Origin of the sequence: Trinickia sp. EG282A (assembly GCF_040965455.1) — a bacterium.
GTDB lineage: Bacteria > Pseudomonadota > Gammaproteobacteria > Burkholderiales > Burkholderiaceae > Trinickia > Trinickia symbiotica.
Genome location: NZ_JBFRCC010000009.1, coordinates 1 through 23,385 on the forward strand (window position 1 = coordinate 1; position 23,385 = coordinate 23,385).

Below are 23,385 nucleotides of genomic sequence, written 5' to 3' on the forward strand. Positions count from 1 at the left end.
CAAACTCTCCTCGACCATGCTGCGCACGGTGCTATCGGAGGCCACGGTAAAAAGTATGGACGTGGATCAAGTGAGAATTCCGCTTGATGACGTGAGATCGGCCCATGAAGCGTTGGTCGGTGGGCGGCGCAGGGGTAAAGGCACCGCCTTGGGCCGTGCGAAAGGAGAGACGTTCGTCGTTCCCAGAACGGGGCGCGGATCGCTGGCCCAAGATCCGCATCGCATCCCTAATCTACTGAACGAGTTTTCCGGGCTGTCCAGCGAACAAAAGGGGCAGTTCATTTTCAAATTATATTCGGAGGGGAATACCTACCGAGAAATCGCGGATACGCTGGCTTTGTCGCATCAAGAAGTTAGGCTACTTTCTCTCGGATGGAAGAATGATAGCGATTCTAATTCTGGCGTTAGCGATCGGCGTGAATTGAACAAGCTCCAATTGCAAATGCGGCGGCGGTTGGAAATTTACATGCTGCATAAGCAAGGACAATCGGCTAACCAAATCGCTGAAAAGTTCGGAATAACCCCAACGAGAATCAAGCAGATTCTCGCAAGCGAAGACCGGAGGCATCGCAACGAACCGGCATCCGAGCCAAATGAAGGCGAGCCGCTAGTTGAAAACGCTCCCAAGCCAGTCCGTCCGAAAGGATGACTTTTGAGGAGCGTAGCATACGAAGCGAGTGCGCTAGAGCGCGCGGAAGTGCTCACGAATCCGTTGCTGACGAGGCGTCGGCGGATCGCTCAAACATGGCTCCGCGTCCAGTTCGTGCTGGAACGCCTCCCATAGCGCATTGGGTACGCCGGCAGGGCAATGCCGTAGCACTCGTCGGATCTGATCCGCGCGGAGGATGGTGGCCCGAAGGCGATGGATCTCCCAAAGCAGATCTAGCACTTCAGGGGAAGGATTATGGTCGTAGAGTTCGGCCAGCTTGGCGGCGGTCAACGGTGGGCGGTGAGGCATGGCAGGGCGTCCGGTTTAATACTGTGTAAACGTACAGTTTTTTGGGGCATGTTTGCAATGTGCGAGTGCAGCAAAATCGCGTCGCCGTGAGCGGCCTGCAGCTGCTTGGCAAAAACCGTGAAAGTCCCTTCGGACATGGCTTCTATGGCAGCTATCGCGCAATGCGGCGACGCGGCAATTGATGGGCTAATGAGGGGAGATTGCCGAGGGCGGCACGACGATCCATGCGCTGCGCTTATGGCAAAGCGTCCTGCTGTACCATGTGACGCGATGGTTCGAAATGCCCATGCACCGCTTCGAAACAGGGAGTCAAGGATGCCAACAATTCACGTTCGCGGCGGTCGTCCGCTCGCCGGTTACGACGCTGGTGGCCAGCGAATAAACGTCTTGAAGGGTGACTACGACGCTCGCCTGGTGGAGCATCTATTTCCGCAGGACGCAGTGCCGCAAGCCGCTCTGGAGATCTCCCGAGCACACGGACCAAACCCCTTGTTCGTGAAATGTACCGAGTACACGAATGAGGTCGAGTGGGGCCAGTTTCCAGACGGCGGGCATCCAATTTCGTTCCCGCTTGAACCGAAAACAAGGGAAGCCATGGGCGAAGCGAAACACAGAAAGGCAGGGACTGATGCTATCAGCGTCCTCTACGTATATCGATGCGCTTCGTGTGGGCATCGCGGCGATCGTCATCTTCCTGATGATTCACACGACGGCGAAGCTTCGACGTGTGACGAGTGCGGTAATGGCGTGACGCTCGAATGGGACGGTGGTGTGCGGCTTGAGACCAGACCCGCGAAACGTTAGGAAAATGAGTAAAGCATCTGCGATCAAAGCACCGAGGCGCCCCTGCGAGTCCTGTCCGTGGCGAAAGGACCGGGACGCCCGCGACATTCCCAACTTCAGCATGGAACTGGCGGAGAGTCTCGCGGGTACATGCCCGGATCAGCGCGGGATGGGGCCGTCATTCGGTGCGTCATGGTTTGCATGCCATCTGTCGGAAGAGGGGCAGGAAATACCTTGCGCGGGCTGGCTTACAATGGTTGGACACGCGCATCCGGGCGTGCGCCTCGCGATTTCAATGGGGCGACTGAGCGTCGATGCTCTCAAAGCGGGTGAAGGCACATCGCCCTTGCATACGAGTTACGGCGAAGTGCTCGAAAAATTGCGAGCGTCAACTGAGGCGCAGTGATATCAAACGATATCATCTGATATCGCCGGCTATCGGATGCTACATCGCCCCGGCTTTCTGAAGTCGGCGAATCTCAGAGAGCATCGCCGCGATTACATCATCGGCGTTCTGACACAGCACGCATTCTTTCGAGGTTTGGAGCCTGACCTTTCTCGCGGTCGTTACCAGCGCACGGTACTGGCTACGGGAGGTTGCATGTCCGAAAAGGTGGACCCACACGTAATGCTGAGTTCCAAGCTGATAGAGGACGCCTTCTCCGCTCCCTGTGTAGATCTCAAGTGTTGCGCGGCAGAGAGCCTTCGGCACGGCGCGCACAAGACCCTCTTCAATTTCCGCACGTAATCTTGTGATTGCGCCGCTTCGCTTTCGCGGTGCGAGGTCTCCTGACTGGCCGAGGCGTGGTTTGGGTGTGCGCACGTGAATCGTTCCCTATGGCTTACATGCGCATCCGTGGTCGATGCTCGACGGGAGGCGGTGACGACTCGGCGGGGACCGTGACGGGCAGTTCGTGATCTGCGATTTCGATGTCGAAGGTCGAAGGGGCGGGCGTGGCCGACTGCGGCCCGAGAAACACCCTTGCCCATTCCGATGTCAGTTGCGCGATGGATCGGATTCGTTGATACGAGTCCGTGAAGTGCTGCGCAAACTCGTAGCATTCGGCCGCGTCCTGTACGGTCGGATTCAGGATCGCCGCGACAGGCGGCCCGCCGTAGCGCTTCCAGATCGTAGGCATCGTTTGAGACGCCATGAACTGCTCGGTCGGCGTCAATTCCCGCTGCTGCACCAGTTCGAGCAGCCTGGTCGCGTTCAGATCCGAGAGCATCGCGTCGATCGGGTTGCGCAGCACGATCGGCTGATCCGACGTAATGAGCCGGGGAGAAATCGAGTAATCAAGCGCGATGAAAGCCGCGTGCTCGATGCCGTCGCGCTCCGTCTTCAGAATGAAGTGATCGCCCCGCTTCATGAAAAGAGCTTGTTCGGCCGGAGAGAGTGTTACGGGATCGTGCGCCGGGTTCTGGTGATGAGGTAGGCCAGAAACGCGGATTACCGAGAGGGGGCCGGACAAGGACTCAATATGTATCGGCGCGCAATTACTGAGCGCAGATCGAGGCGTGGCACCTGTGCGCTGCTGTACGACGCGCATCGCGCGAATGTACGCCTCCACCTGGGCGCTTTCCTCCGCGTCGCAGCGGAAGGCATCGTTTTGATCGAAGAAGAGGCGAACGGAATGCGGCGCAAGCATGATGGCCTCTCAGGGGCGAAAGCGGGGAGTGGCCTGGGCGACGATTTCAGGTTCGTCCGGGGCTGAATCGTCGTCGCCGACGATATGATGGATTTGCTCCGTGGATAGGCCGTAGGTCTGCTGCGCGAATTCGTGTGCGATGCGCTGTTCCTCAGCGCGGGCCTTGCGCAGTTGGTTAGCCTGCTCTTCAAGGCTTTCCGGCCCTTCGCCCTGGATCATGGCGAGCTTGATATCGTGAACACGTTCGCGAGCGGCCAGCAGTTCGCGGTGGTGATCGTAGATGCTTGCCATAACGCGGCTGTCGGTCGCATCCCCGAGGTACAGTTTCTGCGGGTCATAGGAGCCGGGTCCGACCTTCACGTAAGCGGCTGCGCCCATCAGGGTTGCGGTCGCCGTCGCGCCGACGACGAGGCCACGCCGGAACGCGACGCGCAACCGTTCCGCCCGTGGCGTGATCGCAATACCCTGGCCGAACGCGCGGTCGGTAGCGAGGATGTGTTGCTGGAGACGCTGAAGGCTTTTCATTGGGTCACCTCAGTGGCGCAGGAGTTGTTTGATTTCCGCGAGGCGTGACTCGAAGAGCGCGTCAGGGATGATCCGTCGATCGCGGAATACATCGTCGGTCGTGGCCGCTTCGGCTTCGACCAGCGCAAGCGCGAGGGCAACGAGCGCGTGATGCTGGCGAATAGGTGCCAACTGCCGCCCGATCGCTTCCAGAAACTTCACCTGTTCCTGCGGCATGGCCGTCTTCGCGAGAAGCATCGCACTCGCGACAGCCACGGTTGCGTCGCAGATCTGTCGCGGCGCGCTGACCGACAGGCGAAACAGGTTTTTCGCGAGATCAGCATCTCCGGTCGAGCCGATGATTTCAGTCACAACCTCTTGTACTACGGGGTCAGGCAAGCGGATCTGCATGGTTTGACTCTCTCCCGATTTGCATGTATCGTTACAATCATACGGAATTTTCCAAAGCATTATACCGGCATTTCCGTAGCGGGAAAGCATCCGGGTCGAGACCCCGCTCGGCTTTGGATGTTGACCCGGTTTGGCCCTCGCTACGCCGGATGGACGTACATCGTTCATCCGGCTCTTTTTCGGATACGAGCCAATGTCGAGCAGCTTTTCACTGTTGCTTAGCGCTCGCGTCGCCGTCGCGACGTACCACTTTTCTGACGGACCGTTCCGGCTGTATTCCGACGCCCTGCGCCTTGCGCGCAAGGGTGGGATAGCGCGAGCAAAAGAAGGGCTGGATATCGAGGCTCCGTTGCTGGCAGAGACTGGCCTGAACCTGCCGTTTGACAGATCCTTGTCTGAAGTGCGCGCCGAATATCGGCACGCGTACCGCATAAGCCTGCCGGTCCAGGGCGAGTATTTCGCCCTGATACAGAGAGACGGATGGGTGCGTATCAAGAGCCTTGAGCGCGATGGCTCGCACGGATCAATCACCGTTTCCTGGCGCAGCGCCCCTGAACTTTTCCGGCTGCTGCGTGAGCAACCGACTTCCTACCGCATCAGGCGCGAACTGCTTTTTCTAGGTGGCTCCCATTTTGTTCGCGTGGACGACGCAACTGCCAGTCACTTCGGGCAACTCCATCTCGGAGCAGATCATCCTTCGCGCGGAGGGATCTATTTTGGGAATCCCGCTACCGAGCACTTTCACCTCTCGGCGCTCGTCGCACTGGAAAGAAGGGTACTTGCACTAACGAGCGGGCCGACGCCGTTGTTCGCGACGAGGCGGGGAATGCTTGGCACACCGGAACCTATCCAGCTATCCGATCGCAAAGCGATCGTAGAGCACAGCTATTGATTGGAGCGAGGAATGACCACCGATAAATCCAAAGTCTTCGACAAGATCAGGAAATGCCTTGCGCTGTCGAAAAGCTCGAACGAACACGAAGCTGCTGCTGCGCTGAGACAGGCACGTGCGCTCATGCGACTGCATGGCATCAGCGAAGATCAGGTCGAAGCCGCATCGGTTACCGACGCGGCGACCGGAGCGGGTGCGAAACGTCGGCCGCCGCTGTGGGAGGCGGCACTGGTCGGGACGGTCAGCGCCGCGTTTGGGTGCGCTGTCATCTTCGAACGCGACTGGAAAAAGGGGTACTGGCGCTTCGTCGGCGTGGGGCAGTCGGCCGAAATTGCTGCCTACGCATTTGAAGTGCTGTTTCGGCAATGCAAGAAGGCGCGCGCCGAGTACATCGCGGCGCGGCTGAAGCATTGTGCCAGCAGCCGAAAAATCGAGCGGGCTGACATGTTCTGTCGTGCCTGGGTCGCGACGGTCGCGCAGCAAGTAGGCGAGTTTGCCGATACGAAGAGCGATGCTGCGATCGCAACGTATCTCAGGCTGAAATACCCCGAGACAGCCGATTCGCCCGACTTGAACCCGCGCGATCGGACGCCGAACCGGAAGGTCGATAGCAGCCTTTACATGGACTTTCTCGCGGGCAAAGACGCCGGCCAGTCTGCACGCCTGCATCACGGCGTGGCGGCGTCCAGCGAGCCGCTGCAACTTTCCTGACGGTGAGCATGGTGTGGGATCAGGTTCAGTGGTGCGCGTCAGTGCTCGGCGTCCTTGGGGCAATAACGAACAGTGTCGGCGGCCGTCTGCTGCGTCTTACGTGGCCTGTCTGGTTGTTGTCGAACGTACTAGGGATCGCTGCCTTGTGGCATCTCGATGCACACGGATTTCTCGCGCAGCAGTCGTTCTACCTGGGCACCACGTTGATCGGGGGCTTTCGCCAGTTTTTCCCGCGACAGTGGGGCGCGTTGACGAAGAGTATCGGCGAAGCCGGGCGGCGCATAGCCAGTTGGCGAGCAAGAGGAGACAGGGATGTTCTCGAACGATCAGACGCGTGATGCTGTCATCAGGCGCATGCGCAGGGTGTGGGGAGAGGACTGCTCGATTCAGATCTACGGGTCTGGAGGCAGGATTGTAGGCGAGGGCGAAATCGTCCGTTTCACGGATCTCGACGATCTGGAGAACCTCATGAAGAGTCGCCCAACCGTTTCGGATACGAACGATGCAAGTCATGACGGAGTGTGAAACAGTTCTTGCGAGGTCAGATAAACTGACCTAACATCGGATCATGGTAGCAAAATCGCCTTGCATCGGGGTAGGCCGTAAGCACGGCAGAGACTGAAATTCGGGGGCGCTATGTCCAAGTTGGCGGAAGGTCTTTTTGAACTGCAACGCCTTGCTCAGGAAGGATGTGGCGCGCTTACGGAACATTTGCTTCGGGAGGTGGCCGCCAATTTGATCGGAGCCGGTGCGCTCTGCGCATTGGTGGTTTTGCGCGATGAACGAGAGGGAGTCTGTAATGGCTGATTTGGAAGCTGTTAAGCATCAGGGAAAGTCTGAGTGCGCGATCTACAAGATCGAGCTTAATGACCGTGGGCAAGACCTGACCACGCTTCATGTGATCGATGGGGTGATCTTTTATTGCGGGCCGTTCCAGCGGCTGATATGGGAAGGTCGAGCGCTCACCGCAAAGGTCTTTTCCGAAGGCGACATCATCACGTTCTCTGAAGATCAACGATCGCTCTCCTATCCGGTCGTTGGCGTTCAGGAGGTGGAGTGCGATCTTCCGTATCGGACGTGGCTGGAGCAGATCGACGCACTGGCCTGGGAGCAGTGGGGCGAGCGCGACTATACGGCGAATTCCGGCGCAAGCAAGCCGGGTGACCCGTGGATCGAGCCGTATCTCGAAGGCGAGTCGCCTCTGGAAGCATGGGAAGAAGAAGTCAGCGCGGCTTGCAGCTAGGGAAAAACGGGGAATGTCATGAAGAAGACTTCGGTAAAGCTTGAACGCGTGGTGGCCGACTGGAATCGTCGGCATGGCGTCGGCGCGCTCGTGAAGTACCACCGGATCATCGGCGAAGGCGAGGGCGTCGCGACGAAGACGCGTAGCGAGGCCTGGGTGTCGAGCGGGCATACCGCCGTAGTGATGGTGGAAGGCGTTTCCGGGTGCGTGGTGCTTGAGGCCGTCCGCCCGTTGGGAACGCCTAGCCGGCAACATGCGACGGAGGGCGTATGAGCCGACGCAGCAGGGAAAAGCGAGAGACATTGCGTGGCGCTTGCGAGCCGGTTGACAACGACGGGATCGAGCGCGCTTTCGCTGAGTTGCATGGCGCACGGCGGCAAGTCGGCGTGGATATGGATGAAACCGCGTTGAACGCAGAACTGACCGAGTGTGAGCAGGTGCTCGCGCGCCTCGGCGACGACGCAGCCAGGCTACGCGACGATCACCAGTACGCCGAGATGGCTGAGAGCATGGAAGCGGCTTCACGACTGCTTGCGGCATCGCGCGAGCAGTCGTCAGCACTTCAGGATGAGATCGACCGCCTGAACGCGATTATCCATACGCCGCATTGTGATGATTTCATCCGGGGCGTGGCAATTGAAGCCGAATTCCAGCGGCAGAAGCATGGCGATGAGGATGCGCGCAAAGACCCGGCGCAGTGGTATTGGGTGGTCGGCTATCTCGCAGGCAAGGCGTTGTACTCGTGGCTGCGCGGTGACACGGAGAAGGCAAGGCATCACGTCATTACTACGGCGGCGCTGTGTGCAAACTGGCATCGCAAGCTGAAGGGCGAGGGCGACTACAACGTCCATCACGCTGCGGCCGCCAATGAGGCCCACGCGCTGATCGGTGACGCTGCGGTGCTCGTTCACGGAGGCGCGCAATGAACGTCACCGCATTCAAGGTCAAGAACGTCCCTCCGCCTGGGAAAAGGCGGGTCGGCGACTGGCTCAATATGCGCGTTCGTACCACGTGCGAGATGGCGAATGGTTACGCGACCATTCCGGCCGGTTCGTTTGCGACCGTGACAGGTACGGGCAACGGTTTGTGGCTGAAATTCGATCCGTGTCCGCATTGCGGCATATCGGTCAATATCTCCCGCGTACACGGCAGTGATGTCGAGCCGATCGACGGTGTGCCATCAGGGGCCATCGCATGAAAACGGCTGACGTGAAGGCGGCTCTTCGCTCGCGCTTCTGTGCGCCCGAATGGGCACTCTTCTTCGAAGTGGCAGACGCGACCGGTGTTCAGCACAACAGGTGGGCGGATGCGGTTGCGGTCAATATGTACGATTCGCGTGGTCTCGAAGTCCATGGCTTTGAAATCAGGGTCAGCCGGGCTGACTGGCTCCGTGAACTGAAAGATCCTGCGAAATCGGCACCCGTTCAACGGTATTGCGATCGGTGGTGGGTAGTTGCTCCCGATGGAGTAATCCTCGATGGCGAGTTACCTCCCACTTGGGGGTACTACCAAGCTCACGCCGGCGGCAAGTTGCGTCAGGGCGTTGCAGCACCAAAGCTCGTTGCCGAGCCGGTCACGCGCGCCTTTGTGGCCGCGATGCTGCGCCGAGCAAGCGCGGCAGACGAGGATCTTGTAAAGGCCGCCGTTAGCGTGGAGATCCATCGCCTGCGGCAGGGCGATGAAGAGCGGATAACGAAGGAGATAGACGCCCGCACACAACGCTTTCGACGGACGCACGAAGCAATCGCGGAGATCGAGGCGCTTAGCGGCGTGAAGATAAGCGAGTGGGGTAGAAGCGAAGAGATCGGCCTTGCTGTCCGGGCTGTACTAGCCTCGGGCGTGCTTGACACCTGGCGAGGCATCGAAGGCGTCAAGAAGCGTGCGGCGGCGATCCTGTCGCAGTGTGATGAGGCGCTGGCACTGTTTCCAGCGGCAGAAGCAAAGGTGGACGAATGCAACACATGATGGTGGAGTTTGCCGCCGTGCCTATGCCGATCCGCTCCGGCCTCGTTGCACTCGTCGGCCTCATGATCGGCAGCTTCCTCACGGTCGTGATTCATCGACTGCCTATCATGCTTGCTCGCGAGTGGTCGAGTCGCGAGCATCGTGTCGAAGGGGAGGTTTCTGGCCGGTACAACCTGATCGTGCCTCATTCTGGATGTCCTGAGTGCGGGCATCAGCTTCGTGCGTGGGAAAACGTTCCTGTACTGAGCTATCTGTTCTTGCGCGGGAGATGCAGCCAGTGTCGCACCGCGATTCATTGGCGCTACCCGCTGATCGAGATCTTGTCCGCGATGCTCGCAGTCTTCGTGATGTTGCGCTTTGGCGTGTCCGTGAAAGCGCTGGCCGGCTACCTGTTCGGAGCCAGTCTGCTGACGTTGGCGTGCATCGACGCAGAGACGGGGTTGCTGCCGGACGCGATTACTCTCCCGATGATCGCACTAGGACTTGCGGTCAACCTTGCTGGAGTCTTCGCACCATTCCACTCCGCGTTGATGGGCGCGGCTGTGGGGTACGCTGCCCTGGCGGTGGTGTTCCACACGGCACGCGCGATCACCGGCCGTGACGGCTTGGGATTCGGAGACCTGAAGCTCTTCGGGGCTATAGGCGCATGGTTTGGCCTGGCATCTATCGGTCAGGTGTTCCTCATTTCATTCGTGCTTGCCGCCGCGCACGGGGCGTTGCTGGTTGTACGCGGCAAGGCATCCAGCGATGAAGCGATGCCTTTCGGTCCTTTTATAGCGCTCGCCGGTGTCTTTACGTTAGTGGCCGGAACGCCACTGACCTTCTGAAACATGAGGAAAGCAAGGAAATGAAGGCTGTTGATCTCTTTGCCGGTGGAGGAGGCTTTAGCACTGGCGCCAAGGCGGCCGGGGTTGAGATTGTATGGGCTGGCAACCATTCGCCGCTTGCGGTCCAATACCACGCCAACAATCATCCAGAGGCCATCCACGTCTGTCAGGATCTTCACCAGGCTGATTGGACGTCGCTGCCTTCACACGATGTCATGCTGGCTTCTCCGTGCTGCCAAGGCCACACGCCGGCTCGGGGCAAAGATCGCCCGTATCACGACAAGCAGCGTAACACTGCTTGGGCGGTCGTGAGCTGCGCCGAATATCATCAGGAGTATTTGGTGGTCGTGGAAAACGTGGTTGACTTTATCAAATGGCAGCTTTACCCGGCATGGCTTCAAGCGATGAACGCGCTTGGTTACGCCGTCGCGCCACACGTGATCGATGCGGCGGATCATGGTGTACCGCAGAATCGTGAGCGCCTGTTTTTGATCTGCACGAGGTCAAAGAATCCACTGCGCCTATCGTTGCCTAAGCGCCCGCATATCGGCATCGGTACGGTGATCGAATGGGGCAAGCATCGTTGGTCGCCTGTCGAAAAGCCGAATCGAAGTCAAGCAACGCTGAAGCGTATCGCTGCTGGTCGCGCTCGCTTCGGGAAACGCTTCGTGGCCCCCTACTATGGAAGTGGCAGCGGAACAACGGGGCGAAGCATTGATCGACCCATCGGCACGATAACGACACTTGATCGGTGGGCCATCATCGACGGTGAGCACATGAGAATGTTGCAGCCGCCCGAGGTCATTGGAGCAATGGGGTTTCCCGCCGACTACCATCTCCCGCCGACACGGCGTGAGGCTATTCACCTCCTTGGAAACGCAGTGTGCCCGCCAGTTGTGACTGATCTTATTAACGAAATCAAGTTGGCGGCATAACGCTTGAATAAAGGCCCATCCATGAGCACAGATTCCTCTCAAGAAGAGAGCAAAGAAGTGTGCGAAGTACCCGATGCTTTGCCGCAGGAGATGGTTTTCCTGCCGCAGCACGCAGTCACAAGTGGGGTTCGCGAACGAACGCAGCGCCTCTTTCATCCGGGCGGATACGAGATTACGGGATACGTCCTGACGCAGAAGCTCTCTTCGTGGAAAGCGGTGGTGGATGTGACCGGCACGCGCTGGATGAGTCCAGCGGATCTCGAACGGCTGATGAAGTGGAAAGAGCCGACGGGTTTGGGCGGTCCTCCGGGGGAGGAGTCGGACGACGAATCGTCGCAAGCGCGTGTGCCTTTGTCGCTTGCGAGCGCGCCAGTGCCGAAGCGCGCGCTGGCTATCGAACCGTCGCATCCCATGCCCAACGACATCGCGGATGCGCTCGGAATTCTCGCGAAGCGACTTGGGTGCTGTTACAACGACGAGATTCCCCACAACGCGGGTTGGTTCGTGCCCGGCAAGCCGATCGCTTACGTTAGTGCGTTAGACGCGATCGAGGCGCTATTCGAGAGCCTGCGTGGCGGCGGAACGAGATATGAACCGACAAAGCGTGCTGAGCCGGCGCACGTCGGCCGTGCCTCGGCGATGTCGCCCGAGTGCGATCTGATGCAACAGGCGCTTTTCTGAACTTTGGTTGATATCCGCACAAGGAGACACTATGTCTAAGGTTGAGGAATTTCGAAAACGCGTCGAGGCTGCAATGGGTGTTTCAGCGGCGATCGGAGAGTCGTCCGCTAGCGACCAGAAAACACCGATAACACCGATTGGGAAATCGCCTGTCGAGCACCACGTAACCGAAATGCACGGGCACCCGTGGAACTCGAAGGGGGATTGGGATCTGCTCGAAGCAAGGTCTCTGTCCGAAGCGGATCTGGCTGAGTTCATCGCACGAGCAGAGCGAGAGCACTGGCATGTGTGGTTGAGAGCAGACGAGGGCCAAGGATACGTCGCGATGTATCGCCCTCGGGGCATCGACACGGCATGGACCGACGACCACAAGGGCGGCTATGCGCTCGCAGACAAGGGCGCTGTGCGCCCCTGTGACGGAGCGGACGGGAAACGGCCGGAGACGGGACATCCGGTGGATTGGAAGGCTGTTGCCGAAGAATTGTACGGCGCAGTCGACTCGCTGGAGACTCAGGTCGAGCAGATGAAAGGGCTGTTTTCGGACGACGATGGCTTGATTCAAGAGGCGCTCGACGAAGCACATGGTGCGACTAAGCTCTATCTTTCGGCCTCAACGTCGAGTCGAGCCGCCGAACTGAAACCGCAGGAGATTGAACGAACTGATGCCTCACGAAGGGTGCCCCCGCAGCCGGGCATCTAATCTATCAACCTCTGAGGCCGAGAGAGCTAGGCGAAAACATTGCTGGCTTCATTTGACGCATCTTATAGAATGTGTATCGTATGTGCGATACGCATATAGGTTTGGGGGCTCGAATGACTCGAAAATGTGATGTCGGTTGGCAGTTTGCGCAGGAAATCGCAATGAGGAAGTGCCGGGCTCGTTCCTTCACGAGTGAGGTGATCATATGGAGCGAGTAGAGAAAGTATCAGTCGTGCTCGATCTGCATCCTGAGGACTACCGGCGCATGCGCGAGGCAGCGGACAAGGCCCGGATGCCGCAAGGCGAGTTTTGTGGGCTGGCTTTGCACACGGGAATTGGCGTGCTGCGTGATTTGCGGCGCGACGCGCCTATCGCTGATGCAGAGCGCGAAAACAGAGTCCTCGAAGTCGATTCAATCACGGATAACTGAGGGGCACTCACCGGCCGTTGGGCGCACAATCAACGCGACGAGAAGCGCCGTGCTCGCTTCGCCATCTTTGCCACGATGCCTTCATGCGCTCTGCGGTGAGGATCACCGCGAAACCGAAGGAATCTGCGACGGACTTCGTGCTCTCGCCCGCTTCGAACATCTCAGCAGCGAAGGTATTTCTGAGAGTCTGCGGACTCGCCCGCTCGAATCGGTCATCTGAGATCCCCGATTCGAGCACTAGAGCCGCAGTCGCACGCAAAGCCGTCACCGAGTGCATGGGCCGGCCCTCAAGGTCTGCCGGAAAAACAAGCTCCCCAAGACAACCCGATCGCTCGCGCTCCGTCAGCCAGCGCCGAAGCAAGTCTATGGCGTAGGGTGCCGGCGATGTTCGATGCGAGAACTGCGAGTCAGGGCGCTTGATGTTAATCCAGTGAACGTTCTCAAGCGCGATGCAGTTAACAGTCAGCCGAAGAGCCTCGGCCACCTTCAACCCCGCTCCCAGGAATGAAGCGACCATCGCTCGGTCCCGTAGTTGTCGCCAGCATTCAGTAGGCTCATCGCCGGTAACTGGCGACCGCAGACACGCGATCAATTTGGCGCGCTCGGCCTGGTGAAGAAAGGTCATCGGTCGGTTGCCGCTTACAGCTTTCCAAGCGGCTCCGCGCTCATTCATTGCTGCAACGGCGGGGTTGCAAAAGCCTCGCGGCGGTTTGCCGCCGTGCATGTCCGCGAAGACACGCTCGATCAGCTTTCGGTAGCGTTCCCGCTGACTCCTGTTCTCAGAATCGAGGCTTGCCAGAAAGTCGCTCACATGGTGATCTTGTACCCGCGTGAGTACCAGGTGATGGGATTGCACGTAAGCTAAAAACTTTCTCCATTGCGCCCGGTACATTTCGGCCGATGAGGCCCGCATGCGAACGCTTTGGCCCCGCCCCGCCTGAGCGGTGAGCCAAGTGTCAAATGCGGCATCAGGATGGGCTTCCCACTCTGCTGGCCCGGCCGCGAAGAGGTCGGTGTTGGTGGACATTGGCATGACTGTTAACTGCGTCGTCGAATCTTACCAAGCACAGTACGCGATTTCCGGTTACGAACAGAGGCGCAGCGAGAAAAAAACCGGCCACAACCCCGAGCAGTGCGAGCGGCGCTGCTCATCCCACGCCAACGCCTTGGCGCGGCCGCAATAGTCGCAGGTCAAGGTGTCAGCGCCCGATAGGCAGACGCTCGCGCGCTGCAAAAATCCTCTTGACCGGCAATCGCGACGCGTTAGAATGTACATACCATGTTCATGTACATAGAGGGACAAATGGCAGCAGCGACTGAGCGGATCGTCGTACAGGTTACGCCGGTTCAAAAGCGTGCAATCGCAAGTACGGCCAAGAAGCTTGGCTTGAACGTGAGCGAACTGATGCGGCAGGCGGCCCAGGGCTTCACGCCGTCTGAGGACGAACAGGAAATTCTCGCCCTGGTGGAGCGGGTTAACGCGTCCAGCCAGGAAGCAAACGACGCGCTCGACGATGCTTTGTCGTATGTCGCCGAGTCGAACAAGCGCCTTGCGACGATGGCTGGAGGCAAGAAGTAATGGGCGTGACTGACAAGGTTTGGGATGCGCTCACGACTGTGATAAAGATGAACGACAAGGTTGTGTCGCTCGCCGGTACGGTAAAGGAGCAACAGGCGAAGATAGAAGGTCTTACCGAGCGCGTTATTCGGCTCGAAGCGACGCTCGAACTGATGATGAGGTCAAGCGGCGACCCGAAGAAGTTGCCGCGCTCCTGAGCCGGAAAACGAGGCGACTATGAAAAAGTGGCGCAAGGGTATGTACGCCAGTGTCGAAGAGCAAGTTCGAGACATCGTGACTGCGCAAGGTCGCGCACCTCGACGCTTGGCGATGATCGACGGCGACAAGGTTGTTCCTGTCGGCGAGCCCATACCGGGTATCGTGCCCGAAGATCAATCTGCCGCAGCGGCCAAGTTGGCGATCGATGCAGCGATGACGAAGTAAGGCCGAAAACTGAAAGGGAACCTGAGAATGACTCTTGACGATTACAACGTTGGTATTAGCGCGATCTATCGCGAACTCGCGGAGATATCGAAGCGGACTCAAGATATGGCGAAAGTCGGCACCGCGAAAACCGGTAACGCGTCGTTCGACAACATTATGGTGCGTCAGGACTGGCTGATCCGGGAGGCGACGCGACTGACAAATAGCTTGCTTCCGCAGCAGCGGAGCGATGACCCGAACGCGCTTGCCAACGAACTGGCAGCGCGCCTGATGAAACTCCACCGCGATCTGGAAGATCGTGGCGACCGGGGCATGGATTGGTCGCTAGCGCGATCGTTGGAGGATCGCATCGGCGCTTACCAGCCTGTCGCGGGGGACTTCGATAGCGCGGAAGCGTTGCTCAAGAAGCACGGCTACTGAACCCGGAAAACGCGATGCCATTGAACAAGCGACAACTTGCGAGAGCAGTGCGTCTCTATGGGCTCGCGGTGCTGTCAAATCAGGACTGTGGCGGGGCGGAGACGGAGGACGAACGGGCGGTGATGCAAGGGGCGATCGACGCTGCCGGTGATGCGCTTCGTCGTTTGGGATATGCGCCGACCGAACTGCATACGATCGGCCAGTGCATCGAGGCTGCTGCGCTCAAACAATAGACAGGAAAACAGCATGCAAGTTCTCTCATTCATTGACTTCTGTGCGCTGGCCGCGCCGGTGGTGTTTCAGGAATTGCCTCGCGCCGGTTCGTCGCACGGCAACATCACGGCCCTTTCTGTTCGCGGCGGCGTTACTTGCGACGACATGGGCCTACCTCGGTCTTTCGTGTTCGTTCGCGCTTTACCGGATGAGCTTGCAGACAAAGAGGGCGGCGGCTCTCAGGTCGAGTGGCCCCTGTCGAGCTACCGGGACGGACCAGATGTGTACGAGGATCACGCCGACCGCCAATTTTTGGTTTGGGATCAACCGAGCATTGAACGACTGCGGACCATGCTCGCGATGCCGGATTCATTTTTTGAACGTGCGGAGCCTGTCAGGCTCGCAGTCGAGTGACAACGGAAAACGGGAAGAGTAGGAACCCATATGAAAAACAAGATTCTGGTTGCATGCGTTCTGGTGGGTGCCTCCACCCTCGCGTCTGCTGCGTCCACGGCTGACAACTTTAACTCCAAGCTGTATCAGTCGTGCAATGACCGCAGTCGTGTTGCTGTTAGCGCAGCGATGGTGACCGCTAAGGGTCAATCGACCGATTCGTTCGTTAATGGCTACAAGGGAAGCTCCCTCGATAAGCGTCTAGCGGCGATGGCATTGAATGCCCTGCATGCCGATTTCAGAGAAGCGGACAGTCAATCGATGGTCGTGTTGCAAAATTTCTTGGCCGGCGTTTGCTACCAGTCCAGCCGGACATAAGCATCGGAAAATTCGGAGAAACCATGCACAAGGCACAGCATCGTTTGCAAGCTCGATCGCCGCGTGCGTGTGAAATGAAGGCGATAGGAAAACAGCGATGCTGAACGCCTTCTTTGCGAAAGGAAAGTAATGAAGCGAACGGGATTCAACACATTCGTCGCGGCAGTGCTGCTTGCGGTTTCATCGGTGACGCTTGCGGACGGGTCGGATGGCCGTGCCGCACGCATCGGCTGGCACGTTCGGCAACCAACGCGGTTCATGGTGTCTGGCGTGCTGCGCAAGAATGGCACGACCGACGTTATCAAGCCCATTCAGGCGATCATCGCCGCAGACAATGACGACACCGCGATCAAGATGTTCGCGAAGACGGCTGAACGTGATTACCCGGCCTATGCGCTCATCGCTACGCTCGCGTCGCCCGTACCTGCCGCTGGCAAGTGTGAGAACTCCATCTGAATCACGGAAAACAGCGATAGAGCGAAAGGACAAAAATGGGTAACGTCGTGTCGTTGGACGCGCACCGGAATCGCAAAGACGCTCGGGCGTGGAACGAGCTTAACTGCATATTCACGCGATCACTGCTGCGTGAGGCGACGACTCTCGTCCGGTCTCATTTCCCCGACGTAAAGCTGCGGGATGCATGGGTCTACCGCTTCAACGGCGATCATTGGGAGTTTCATGGTCCCGATGACTTTTATTGGCACGGCGACGCTGACGGAGCTTATCACGCGCGCTACAAGGGCTGGATGGCATGGCTCGAAAGAAAGGGCGTTGCCCTCGATTGAGATAGGAAAACGCCGACGGAGTCGGCATAGGGAAAAGCGAATGAGCGAAGAACTGAAGTGGCCTCTAGCGATTTCACGCTGGCAGGCGTGGTGTGCCTCGTTCTTGCACAGCTTGACGTGCTACCGCACGGTTCCTTCAAGTTCTATGGTGCTGTGCTGATAATCGGTCTCGTTAGTGTTCTGCATGTTGCCTATCAGCGGTATCGGAACGAACGACCACGGAAAATTGGCCATGCGAAATATTAGCTTCATGCTCACGCAGCAGCAGATTCGCGCTCGCACGAAGACGGTGACGCGCCGTGTTGGCTGGCGATCCCTGAGAGCGGGTGACATGCTGCGTGGCGTCGAAAAAGGCATGGGGCTGAAGGCCGGAGAAAAGGTCAAGCCGCTGGCGACCATTCGTGTTGTGAGCGTTAGCGCCGAGCCGCTGTCGGCTATGACGGAGAATCCCGATTACGGCGCCGTTGAGTGCGCCAAGGAAGGTTTTGGTGAACATCCGTCGCTGCGCTGGCCGAGCGAGTTCGTCAAGTTCTTCTGCGGCTCTCACCGTGGCTGTACGCCGAGTACCGTCGTCACTCGGATCGAGTTCGAGTACGTCGATTGACCAAGGAAAACACAATGCCCTATTACTACGGAGTGCGACAGGTGTGGGTCATGACGACCGATGGCATCAGGCCCAGCCCAGGTGCCGCAGTGCTATCGCGCCCTCACTTTACGCGAGAAGAAGCTGAGAACAGCAGGGCAGCAAGCCGCGCTGCTGACATTGTGCTAAGCCCGGTGTTTTTCGCTGAGAATGAAGAGGAAGCCGAGCAGCGCATCGAGCGGGACACTCCTGGCAACTGATGCGACGGAAAATGCCGGCCGCGTCGGCGACAAGGAAAAGGAGCGAACGTTGAGCGCAACCCCTACTTCGCGCGTAGATGCGCAACTGGTGATGGCTGACGGAACCACGATCAATGTTGAGTCGGTGGAGTTCTTCGGCGGTCACGGCATGATTTGGCTTCGTGGACGAAAAATCGAGGAGGGCAGCATCGTGGAGGTCGTGATCGACGGCCGACAGCGCTCAGTGAAGTCCATCGAGAACAAACAGCAAGTCTGCGACATCCGCCTCGAGCGGGACTAGCGCCGACGAAGGAAAACACATGGACGAGCCTAAATCGTCGCTGTACCCGGTCACGGTTCATCTGATCGAGATTCATGGGGCTCTTTTCAAGAGGATCGGGGCGCATGAAGCTGACGATCCAGATAGCGAGGATGAGCTCTTGCTGTCTGTGGTGGATGAAGACTTGACCGAGGGTGACCTGATCGGCGTAAAGCCACTTTCTGGCGGTCGCTGGCTTTTGAGTCATGACCTCGCCAACAAGTTCGGCGGCTGGCCGACGGTGTGGGATTGCGCTGGCACAGAATCGGAAGTCACCGGAGCACTCGCCACATACTTGATGAACAAGCGGTAACCAAGGAAAAAGGGGTTGGGAATGGTGCGCCAGAAAAGAGATGTCTTTGCTAGGGCCAGCGAGGATCTTTTTGCTCGTCTCAACGCTGAGTTGCGGCACGCTGATGACCCGAAGTCATTTGAGCAGTTCGATGCGGCTGAGAGCACCATTGAACAATACCTGGACGCTGTGGCAGAAGGCTCTTCTTCCCTGCCCGACGCGCAGGATCTCGCTTTCGCGTGCGCTCTTCTCCTTGTCACGACCCGAACGATCGAGAAGCGGGACATTGAGTTTCTTCAACGGCTCAATGCGCCGGAGGCAGGCATCTCTCTGTACGGGATTGCGTCCGAAATCGCGCGCATGAAGACCCGGGCGATCGCGGGGCTAGAGAGGCTGGCGCTTGGCGAGGGTGACTCAATTAGCCAGCGCGCGCAGTCGCCAGATGGCGACGTGCCGTTCTAATAGAAGACTCGTCATGGCAAACTCGAAGCCCCACAAACTGACGCCGGCGCAACGGGCGGTGCTGACCAACTTGGAATTGGGTCGGCGCTGGGACTTGCACTTAGTTGGTCGGAGCGCGTACGGCGGCGCTCGCTCGACGCTCATGTCTCTTCAACGACGCGGGTACATCAAAGCCGGGGCGATTACTCAGGAAGGGCGGGATGCGCTCGCAGCCGCTCAGAACGATCGCACGATGCATGTGCGGGCCGATAAGCTAGGCTCCAGCGCCTCGGCTAATCATCAAAGGGGGGAGAATGAGCAGGGCAAAGTTCATGATGGAGATGGTCCAGTCGGAGATTGATGAGGGAGGCCCGACCATCGAAAGTCCGTATTTCCTTGCGGGTCTGTTGGCCGACGAGAAAGATCCTATGAAGGAGAAGCGGCAACTGGCCGAAGTACTCGCAAAGTGGGCTGTCGCGTACGCGAAGACGTGGGACCGGGCCGTTGCGGAGAGGCGAGCGAACGATGCAAAGGGATCGCAACAGGAAAGACGTTAAAGCGGGCGACACGGGGGCAACATGGCGAGCGAATGGACTGCCGTTGCGCGGTATTCGAACGGCCGAGCGTGTGAAGCCTTGCCCGCCTCCGTGGCGCGCAGCGATTGAGGAAGCCATGCGTCATTACGGCTGGCTTCGCTAACAAGGAAGCTGACATGATTCAACACCTCGTGATGGTCCCGGTCGAATTGCACCAGGAGCTTGAGGCCGCGGCGTTGCGGTATGCCGCGATAAGCCCATCCGACTTCGAGAACGACGTGTTGCGCGTTGACGTGAGCACGCTTCGCAACATCGGCATGATCGGGACTGATACATGGGCTCGCGTCCCCGCCGGCGGAGCGGTCCGCGTTGTCAGGCGCGATGACGGCGAGCACAGGGCTCGCGTGCTGCTGCCGTGGCAACCATCGAACAAATAGGAAGATACGATGGCAAGGGACTCTATTTGCCTCGGCAACGAAACACGTGAAATCGCAAAGGACATTCCCGCGTTTATGGACAAGCTGTTCGGGCGCGGGAACTGGCAGTACGACGAGGCGGAATCTCTGTACATCGCACGAGATCCGAAGCACAGCGGTCCCGATTTGGCTTCGTTGCGGTTCGACCCGACGGCAGCTATTTCACAGGCGTCCGTCCCGACGACGCCCTTCAATGACCACGGAAAACGTCAAAAAGCGCCCTGCGGGTGAGCAGGGCGAAAGCCGAACTGCGGCAGAGGCAAATGTGCCGACGGAAGTGTCCGGCGATCAGAAGAGTATCAAACCGCTAGCGGTAAACGACAGCGATGTTAGGGAAATCAGACGGACTGAAGGGTGACCGGAACTAAGGTCAATCTGCTGCTGCGTCGGGGCGGGCCATCGCTGCAATCTTGCGGCGGTCGGACTGGAACACCCGGAACTTCTGAAAGTCCTCGATCTTGGGGCTGCTCGACCACGAGTCATCGAGCTTGTCGAGGTGCTGACCGATCGACAGAACCAGTCGTTGCTTCTTCGCTCTCCTGTCATGTTCGGCGCTTTGCCGTAGAACCTTGATGAGTTCATCGAGGTTGTAGTTGATGTAAAAGCCGAATGAGCTTTCGTGCTTTCCAGTGGTTTTCGCCCACCAGGCTTTTGCTGCTTTCCCGGCGAACTCGGATACGTCTTCGGCCAGCTTCAGTACCTCGTCGGTGGTCGCGGCATCGATCGACTCAACGCCAAGCTGTGCGAGTACAAGTTTCGTTTGGCGCGCTGCTGTTTCCAGTTCGCGCCGCGCATCCGCGTCCTGCTTCACCCTTCGCGCGATCTTCTCCGCGCGTTCCAGGTCGTCACCCAACACATCGAGGGCGTGTCGAGCCTGCTTGATCGCGTCAATCTGGTCAGACGACAGATACTGGCCGAACTGGTCGAGCGTACTGCGCAACGATCCAACCGTGCGCCGCACAGTGCTGCGGTGCTTTTTGATATCCGCGTCGCCGACCCATTCGGCGTTGAGTCGAAAACGCTTGTAGATGAGTTCGTCGCGCGTCATCGCTGCAAAGTCTGCGCACGCATCTTTGAAGTAGACGTACTTGTGCGGTGCCTCATATCCCTTCGAGCAACCCCACGTCAAAGAGGTGCCGGTGAAGTTGCGGCATTCTTCGCAACGGACAGGGCCGCTGACGGTCGGCTCGACGGGCGTTTTCTTCACGTTAGCGTCCCTTGCGGATTTCCTCGGCGCGGCGCTCAAGCTCCGGGAGCAGGATCGCGTCGAGCAGCTTCTGTTTGCTCTTGACGTTGGTGTTCTCGAACACGAAGTTGTAGAGGGCCAGCGTCGAAGGTGAGACGCGCCAGAGCACCTGTTCAGAAGCCTTCTCGGCCGCATCGGCAGGCGGCTTCGGTTGGACAGCAGCAACGCTGCGCTCAACGGTGGCCGGAGCGGTGGTCCCTGCGGCAACAGGGAGCGGTGCAGGCGTGGCGGCCGGAGCCGGCGCGGGGGGTGCAATAGCAGCCTCAGCAGCGGGCGCAGGCGCTGCGGCCGGAGGTGCTTCCTCGGAGGAGCCGACAGCGGCACGTCGCTCGTCCGCGCCGGACGCGAAGCGCTCCAGCGCAGCGGGATCTACAGCGGCCTTCCTGTTGGGACGGACAAATCCACTGCTCATGCCAGTACCTCGTATGCGAACAACTGAATCTCAGCCTTCGCCTTGGAGTTGTTCATCTCGACCACGCCGAATCCTTCAAGAAGTGCCTGTTTGTAGATCTTCCGATAGCCGATGGTTGTGTCGGCCAACCCGATCTGGTCGAACTCTTTCAGAAATTGCTTTGCGTCGAGCACTTCGCGGGGCGATGGATCGTGCGGCGTCATGGTCAACAGACCAAACGCGCGCAGATCGGGATTGAGTCCCTTCGCCAGGCTGATGACCTCGTTCATGTGATCAAGCGTTTCGAGATCGGCCTGGCTTGCGGCGAATGGAACATACACCTTGTCCACGGCGGCGAGGGCCGTTCGAAGTTCCTTGCTGTCGTGACCGCCCACGTCAACAATCACGTACTTGTAGCGGGTCGCGAGATCCCGAACGGTCTCATAGACGTTTCCCGATTTCTGAGTGCAGTGGATCTTCGCGATCGATGCACCGTCGAGGATTTTCTTGTTCCTGCGGTCGATCCAGTTCGACGCGGTGGATTGCGGGTCACAGTCCACGATCATGACATCGTGGCCTTCGCCGGCGAGGTAAGCGCCGAGATTGGTCGCCGTCGTACTCTTGCCGGTTCCGCCTTTCTCGCTGGCGACTGCGAAGACCGCGCTATCGTCTCCGTTGACGACAGAATTCACGCTCATTCGATTGCCCCTTTATAACTATATCGAATCATATCAAATGCTATCATTTGATAGCTACTAAGCGACTTGCTCGGTATGGGCGTCGCCACCACCGCTGCGCTGTGCGGACAGCGCAGCCTCCAGTTCACGAACGCGGGTTTCGGCAGATGCCGCGCGCGCGGTTGCCTCCGCCAATTTCCCGAGAGCCGCATCGCGGTCTTCCTGAAGGCGATCTACCAGTTTTTCGGCCGCCTCGGCTCGCCCTTCAAGGATTCCTCGCTCGTTAGAAAGGCGATTAATGTTTCCCTGCATGCTTTGCATGGTGATGTTGAGCGCGCGATTGTTGTCCTCCGCTTCCTTCCGTGCGTCGCGATCGCGCGCAGCGGCGGTCTTGTAGTCATCGGCGACGACAAGCAAACGTCGTTGCTCGCGCTCGATACGATCGGAGGCCGCCCGGAGTTCCTGGATCGTGCGCTGCAAATCGGCGGCTTCTTCGGTGCGCTTGCGCTCACGTTCGTCGCTCTCCGCCCGCACCTGATCGAGCGAGCGCTCTGCGGCATGGCGCGCGGCTTGTTCGGCGGCAAGCTGGACGGCCAACTCTTCGCGCAGGGCGTCAGCGGCCGATGCCCTGTCGGCAGCCTGTTGCGCAGCAGCTTCAGCCGCGTTTGCGCGGCGATCGGCGTCAGCGGCACGAGTCTCAGCGGCGCTTACCGATGCCTCGGCTTCCGCGCGAAAGGCAGCCAGTGCGGCGTCCGCCTGGGCGAGGGCGTTCTCCCATACAGTCGCTGCGGCCTGACCGAATACCTCGAGAAGGAAGTCGGGCAGGTCAGGGCGCTCAATCCTGACCTTCGCGGTTTCCTGAAGGCGCTTCCAGAATTGATTGATCTCGTCCTGTGCCGTGCTCGTGCTTGGCGACCGGCCGTCCTCGGCGAGAAGCGAAACCAGCCGTGAAGCGCCCGCACGCTCGCCGAACTTGAAGAAAAGGGTTTCAATCAGTGCTCGAAGCTGCTTCCGGTAGTCGCCGCGATAGGCGTGTTCTTCCCGGATGCGCTCGACCGCTGCACGGATCTGATCGTCAAGCTCAAGGTCGCGCGGCCTGTTCGTACCAGATTTCATTCGGCTCCGCTTCGATTTGATATCAGTCGCTATCATTCGCAATCATTTGATCGCATTCGATAGCAAAGCAAATGGTTTGATCTCAATAGCGCGTCAAACCTGGACTATTCCAGCGAAATCAATCCCTTGCGGCGGGATTGTGCAGCATATCAACAGGTCTATCAACAGAAACTGTTGATAAATCAGCGA

The 23,385-nt window shown here is 58.8% G+C and carries 39 protein-coding genes; 31 read left to right on the plus strand and 8 right to left on the minus strand.

From position 1 onward, the window contains the following. The 3 genes from AB4Y31_RS29325 to AB4Y31_RS29335 form a co-directional block, all read left to right on the plus strand. The coding region (locus AB4Y31_RS29325) for a helix-turn-helix domain-containing protein (protein ID WP_368677061.1) at positions 1-649 on the plus strand (649 nt) is incomplete at its 5' end. A 937-nt stretch (positions 650-1,586) separates the two neighbouring features. Continuing rightward, a complete protein-coding gene (locus AB4Y31_RS29330; protein ID WP_368677062.1) occupies positions 1,587-1,709 on the plus strand; it encodes a hypothetical protein in 123 nt (40 codons plus the stop codon). Between the two features lie 57 nt (positions 1,710-1,766). Further along, complete coding sequence (locus tag AB4Y31_RS29335; protein WP_368677063.1) at positions 1,767-2,147, plus strand: DUF6283 family protein; 381 nt, start codon at positions 1,767-1,769, stop codon at positions 2,145-2,147. 436 nt (positions 2,148-2,583) lie between these two features. Here the strand turns inward: AB4Y31_RS29335 and AB4Y31_RS29340 are convergent, their stop codons facing one another. The 3 genes from AB4Y31_RS29340 to AB4Y31_RS29350 form a co-directional block, all read right to left on the minus strand. Further along, positions 2,584-3,111 carry a hypothetical protein gene (locus tag AB4Y31_RS29340; protein ID WP_368677064.1) on the minus strand — a complete coding sequence of 176 codons (528 nt, stop codon included), beginning with the start codon at positions 3,109-3,111 and terminating at the stop codon, positions 2,584-2,586. 288 nt (positions 3,112-3,399) lie between these two features. Further along, positions 3,400-3,915, minus strand: coding sequence for a hypothetical protein (locus AB4Y31_RS29345; RefSeq protein ID WP_368677065.1), 516 nt, complete (start codon positions 3,913-3,915; stop codon positions 3,400-3,402). A gap of 9 nt (positions 3,916-3,924) precedes the next feature. Next, positions 3,925-4,365 carry a hypothetical protein gene (locus tag AB4Y31_RS29350; protein ID WP_368677066.1) on the minus strand — a complete coding sequence of 147 codons (441 nt, stop codon included), beginning with the start codon at positions 4,363-4,365 and terminating at the stop codon, positions 3,925-3,927. A 133-nt stretch (positions 4,366-4,498) separates the two neighbouring features. Between AB4Y31_RS29350 and AB4Y31_RS29355 the strand changes: the two genes are divergently transcribed. The 12 genes from AB4Y31_RS29355 (at position 4,499) to AB4Y31_RS29410 (ending at position 12,689) form a co-directional block, all read left to right on the plus strand. After that, positions 4,499-5,197, plus strand: a complete 699-nt coding sequence (locus AB4Y31_RS29355) for a hypothetical protein (RefSeq protein ID WP_368677067.1) — start codon at positions 4,499-4,501, stop codon at positions 5,195-5,197. Positions 5,198-5,209: 12 nt separating this feature from the next. Next, the gene (locus AB4Y31_RS29360; protein WP_368677068.1) at positions 5,210-5,908 is read left to right on the plus strand and encodes a DUF2786 domain-containing protein; all 699 of its coding nucleotides are present in this window, start codon (positions 5,210-5,212) and stop codon (positions 5,906-5,908) included. A gap of 799 nt (positions 5,909-6,707) precedes the next feature. Next, positions 6,708-7,151 carry a hypothetical protein gene (locus AB4Y31_RS29365; RefSeq protein WP_368677069.1) on the plus strand — a complete coding sequence of 148 codons (444 nt, stop codon included), beginning with the start codon at positions 6,708-6,710 and terminating at the stop codon, positions 7,149-7,151. 18 nt (positions 7,152-7,169) lie between these two features. Further along, positions 7,170-7,424 carry a hypothetical protein gene (locus AB4Y31_RS29370; RefSeq protein ID WP_368677070.1) on the plus strand — a complete coding sequence of 85 codons (255 nt, stop codon included), beginning with the start codon at positions 7,170-7,172 and terminating at the stop codon, positions 7,422-7,424. A 119-nt stretch (positions 7,425-7,543) separates the two neighbouring features. Then, positions 7,544-8,077: a hypothetical protein gene (locus AB4Y31_RS29375; RefSeq protein ID WP_368677071.1), complete on the plus strand. Its 534-nt coding sequence runs from the start codon at positions 7,544-7,546 to the stop codon at positions 8,075-8,077. After that, positions 8,074-8,349: a hypothetical protein gene (locus tag AB4Y31_RS29380; protein ID WP_368677072.1), complete on the plus strand. Its 276-nt coding sequence runs from the start codon at positions 8,074-8,076 to the stop codon at positions 8,347-8,349. Before AB4Y31_RS29375 ends, AB4Y31_RS29380 begins: the two co-directional genes overlap by 4 nt. Next, positions 8,346-9,116: a hypothetical protein gene (locus AB4Y31_RS29385; protein ID WP_368677073.1), complete on the plus strand. Its 771-nt coding sequence runs from the start codon at positions 8,346-8,348 to the stop codon at positions 9,114-9,116. Before AB4Y31_RS29380 ends, AB4Y31_RS29385 begins: the two co-directional genes overlap by 4 nt. Continuing rightward, positions 9,104-9,943, plus strand: a complete 840-nt coding sequence (locus AB4Y31_RS29390; RefSeq protein ID WP_368677074.1) for an A24 family peptidase — start codon at positions 9,104-9,106, stop codon at positions 9,941-9,943. The genes AB4Y31_RS29385 and AB4Y31_RS29390 overlap by 13 nt, the downstream gene beginning before the upstream one ends. 20 nt (positions 9,944-9,963) lie before the next feature. Continuing rightward, the gene (locus AB4Y31_RS29395) at positions 9,964-10,878 is read left to right on the plus strand and encodes a DNA cytosine methyltransferase (RefSeq protein ID WP_368677075.1); all 915 of its coding nucleotides are present in this window, start codon (positions 9,964-9,966) and stop codon (positions 10,876-10,878) included. A gap of 21 nt (positions 10,879-10,899) precedes the next feature. Then, the gene (locus AB4Y31_RS29400) at positions 10,900-11,559 is read left to right on the plus strand and encodes a hypothetical protein (protein ID WP_368677076.1); all 660 of its coding nucleotides are present in this window, start codon (positions 10,900-10,902) and stop codon (positions 11,557-11,559) included. Positions 11,560-11,590: 31 nt separating this feature from the next. After that, positions 11,591-12,259, plus strand: a complete 669-nt coding sequence (locus AB4Y31_RS29405; protein ID WP_368677077.1) for a hypothetical protein — start codon at positions 11,591-11,593, stop codon at positions 12,257-12,259. A 232-nt stretch (positions 12,260-12,491) separates the two neighbouring features. Then, positions 12,492-12,689: a hypothetical protein gene (locus AB4Y31_RS29410; protein WP_368677078.1), complete on the plus strand. Its 198-nt coding sequence runs from the start codon at positions 12,492-12,494 to the stop codon at positions 12,687-12,689. A gap of 7 nt (positions 12,690-12,696) precedes the next feature. Here AB4Y31_RS29410 and AB4Y31_RS29415 read toward each other — a convergent pair whose 3' ends face one another. Continuing rightward, positions 12,697-13,716, minus strand: coding sequence for a tyrosine-type recombinase/integrase (locus AB4Y31_RS29415; protein WP_368677079.1), 1,020 nt, complete (start codon positions 13,714-13,716; stop codon positions 12,697-12,699). A 276-nt stretch (positions 13,717-13,992) separates the two neighbouring features. Between AB4Y31_RS29415 and AB4Y31_RS29420 the strand changes: the two genes are divergently transcribed. The 16 genes from AB4Y31_RS29420 (at position 13,993) to AB4Y31_RS29495 (ending at position 19,997) form a co-directional block, all read left to right on the plus strand. Beyond that, complete coding sequence (locus AB4Y31_RS29420) at positions 13,993-14,268, plus strand: hypothetical protein (protein ID WP_368677080.1); 276 nt, start codon at positions 13,993-13,995, stop codon at positions 14,266-14,268. Then, on the plus strand, positions 14,268-14,465 hold the full coding sequence (locus tag AB4Y31_RS29425) for a hypothetical protein (RefSeq protein ID WP_368677081.1): 198 nt from the start codon (positions 14,268-14,270) through the stop codon (positions 14,463-14,465). Before AB4Y31_RS29420 ends, AB4Y31_RS29425 begins: the two co-directional genes overlap by 1 nt. Positions 14,466-14,484: 19 nt before the next feature. Next, on the plus strand, positions 14,485-14,691 hold the full coding sequence (locus tag AB4Y31_RS29430; protein WP_368677082.1) for a hypothetical protein: 207 nt from the start codon (positions 14,485-14,487) through the stop codon (positions 14,689-14,691). Positions 14,692-14,718: 27 nt separating this feature from the next. Next, the gene (locus tag AB4Y31_RS29435) at positions 14,719-15,111 is read left to right on the plus strand and encodes a hypothetical protein (RefSeq protein WP_368677083.1); all 393 of its coding nucleotides are present in this window, start codon (positions 14,719-14,721) and stop codon (positions 15,109-15,111) included. 14 nt (positions 15,112-15,125) lie between these two features. Continuing rightward, a complete protein-coding gene (locus AB4Y31_RS29440; RefSeq protein WP_368677084.1) occupies positions 15,126-15,344 on the plus strand; it encodes a hypothetical protein in 219 nt (72 codons plus the stop codon). Positions 15,345-15,357: 13 nt separating this feature from the next. After that, positions 15,358-15,738: a hypothetical protein gene (locus tag AB4Y31_RS29445; protein ID WP_368677085.1), complete on the plus strand. Its 381-nt coding sequence runs from the start codon at positions 15,358-15,360 to the stop codon at positions 15,736-15,738. Positions 15,739-15,768: 30 nt separating this feature from the next. Then, positions 15,769-16,095, plus strand: a complete 327-nt coding sequence (locus AB4Y31_RS29450) for a hypothetical protein (RefSeq protein WP_368677086.1) — start codon at positions 15,769-15,771, stop codon at positions 16,093-16,095. Positions 16,096-16,224: 129 nt separating this feature from the next. Continuing rightward, positions 16,225-16,551, plus strand: a complete 327-nt coding sequence (locus AB4Y31_RS29455; RefSeq protein ID WP_368677087.1) for a hypothetical protein — start codon at positions 16,225-16,227, stop codon at positions 16,549-16,551. 35 nt (positions 16,552-16,586) lie between these two features. After that, on the plus strand, positions 16,587-16,880 hold the full coding sequence (locus AB4Y31_RS29460; protein WP_368677088.1) for a hypothetical protein: 294 nt from the start codon (positions 16,587-16,589) through the stop codon (positions 16,878-16,880). Positions 16,881-17,064: 184 nt separating this feature from the next. Then, positions 17,065-17,484 carry a hypothetical protein gene (locus tag AB4Y31_RS29465; protein WP_368677089.1) on the plus strand — a complete coding sequence of 140 codons (420 nt, stop codon included), beginning with the start codon at positions 17,065-17,067 and terminating at the stop codon, positions 17,482-17,484. Positions 17,485-17,772: 288 nt separating this feature from the next. Beyond that, entirely contained in the window at positions 17,773-18,003 is a 231-nt protein-coding gene (locus tag AB4Y31_RS29470; protein ID WP_368677090.1) for a hypothetical protein, read from the plus strand. Between the two features lie 19 nt (positions 18,004-18,022). After that, on the plus strand, positions 18,023-18,334 hold the full coding sequence (locus AB4Y31_RS29475) for a hypothetical protein (RefSeq protein ID WP_368677091.1): 312 nt from the start codon (positions 18,023-18,025) through the stop codon (positions 18,332-18,334). Between the two features lie 21 nt (positions 18,335-18,355). Next, positions 18,356-18,775: a hypothetical protein gene (locus AB4Y31_RS29480; RefSeq protein WP_368677092.1), complete on the plus strand. Its 420-nt coding sequence runs from the start codon at positions 18,356-18,358 to the stop codon at positions 18,773-18,775. 293 nt (positions 18,776-19,068) lie between these two features. Further along, positions 19,069-19,311, plus strand: coding sequence for a hypothetical protein (locus AB4Y31_RS29485; RefSeq protein WP_368677093.1), 243 nt, complete (start codon positions 19,069-19,071; stop codon positions 19,309-19,311). A gap of 155 nt (positions 19,312-19,466) precedes the next feature. Then, positions 19,467-19,727 carry a hypothetical protein gene (locus tag AB4Y31_RS29490; RefSeq protein WP_368677094.1) on the plus strand — a complete coding sequence of 87 codons (261 nt, stop codon included), beginning with the start codon at positions 19,467-19,469 and terminating at the stop codon, positions 19,725-19,727. 9 nt (positions 19,728-19,736) lie between these two features. Next, positions 19,737-19,997: a hypothetical protein gene (locus AB4Y31_RS29495; protein WP_368677095.1), complete on the plus strand. Its 261-nt coding sequence runs from the start codon at positions 19,737-19,739 to the stop codon at positions 19,995-19,997. Between the two features lie 139 nt (positions 19,998-20,136). Here the strand turns inward: AB4Y31_RS29495 and AB4Y31_RS29500 are convergent, their stop codons facing one another. From AB4Y31_RS29500 to AB4Y31_RS29515, 4 genes are read right to left on the minus strand one after another with little or no spacing between them, the layout of a single operon-like run. Then, the gene (locus AB4Y31_RS29500; protein WP_368677096.1) at positions 20,137-20,973 is read right to left on the minus strand and encodes a hypothetical protein; all 837 of its coding nucleotides are present in this window, start codon (positions 20,971-20,973) and stop codon (positions 20,137-20,139) included. A gap of 1 nt (position 20,974) precedes the next feature. Further along, positions 20,975-21,424, minus strand: coding sequence for a hypothetical protein (locus tag AB4Y31_RS29505; RefSeq protein ID WP_368677097.1), 450 nt, complete (start codon positions 21,422-21,424; stop codon positions 20,975-20,977). Beyond that, positions 21,421-22,101 carry an AAA family ATPase gene (locus AB4Y31_RS29510; protein ID WP_368677098.1) on the minus strand — a complete coding sequence of 227 codons (681 nt, stop codon included), beginning with the start codon at positions 22,099-22,101 and terminating at the stop codon, positions 21,421-21,423. The genes AB4Y31_RS29505 and AB4Y31_RS29510 overlap by 4 nt, the downstream gene beginning before the upstream one ends. Before the next feature lie 57 nt (positions 22,102-22,158). Beyond that, positions 22,159-23,196 (minus strand): DNA-binding protein, encoded by a 1,038-nt coding sequence (locus AB4Y31_RS29515; protein ID WP_368677099.1) that lies wholly within the window; start codon positions 23,194-23,196, stop codon positions 22,159-22,161. Between the last annotated feature and the right edge of the window lie 189 nt (positions 23,197-23,385).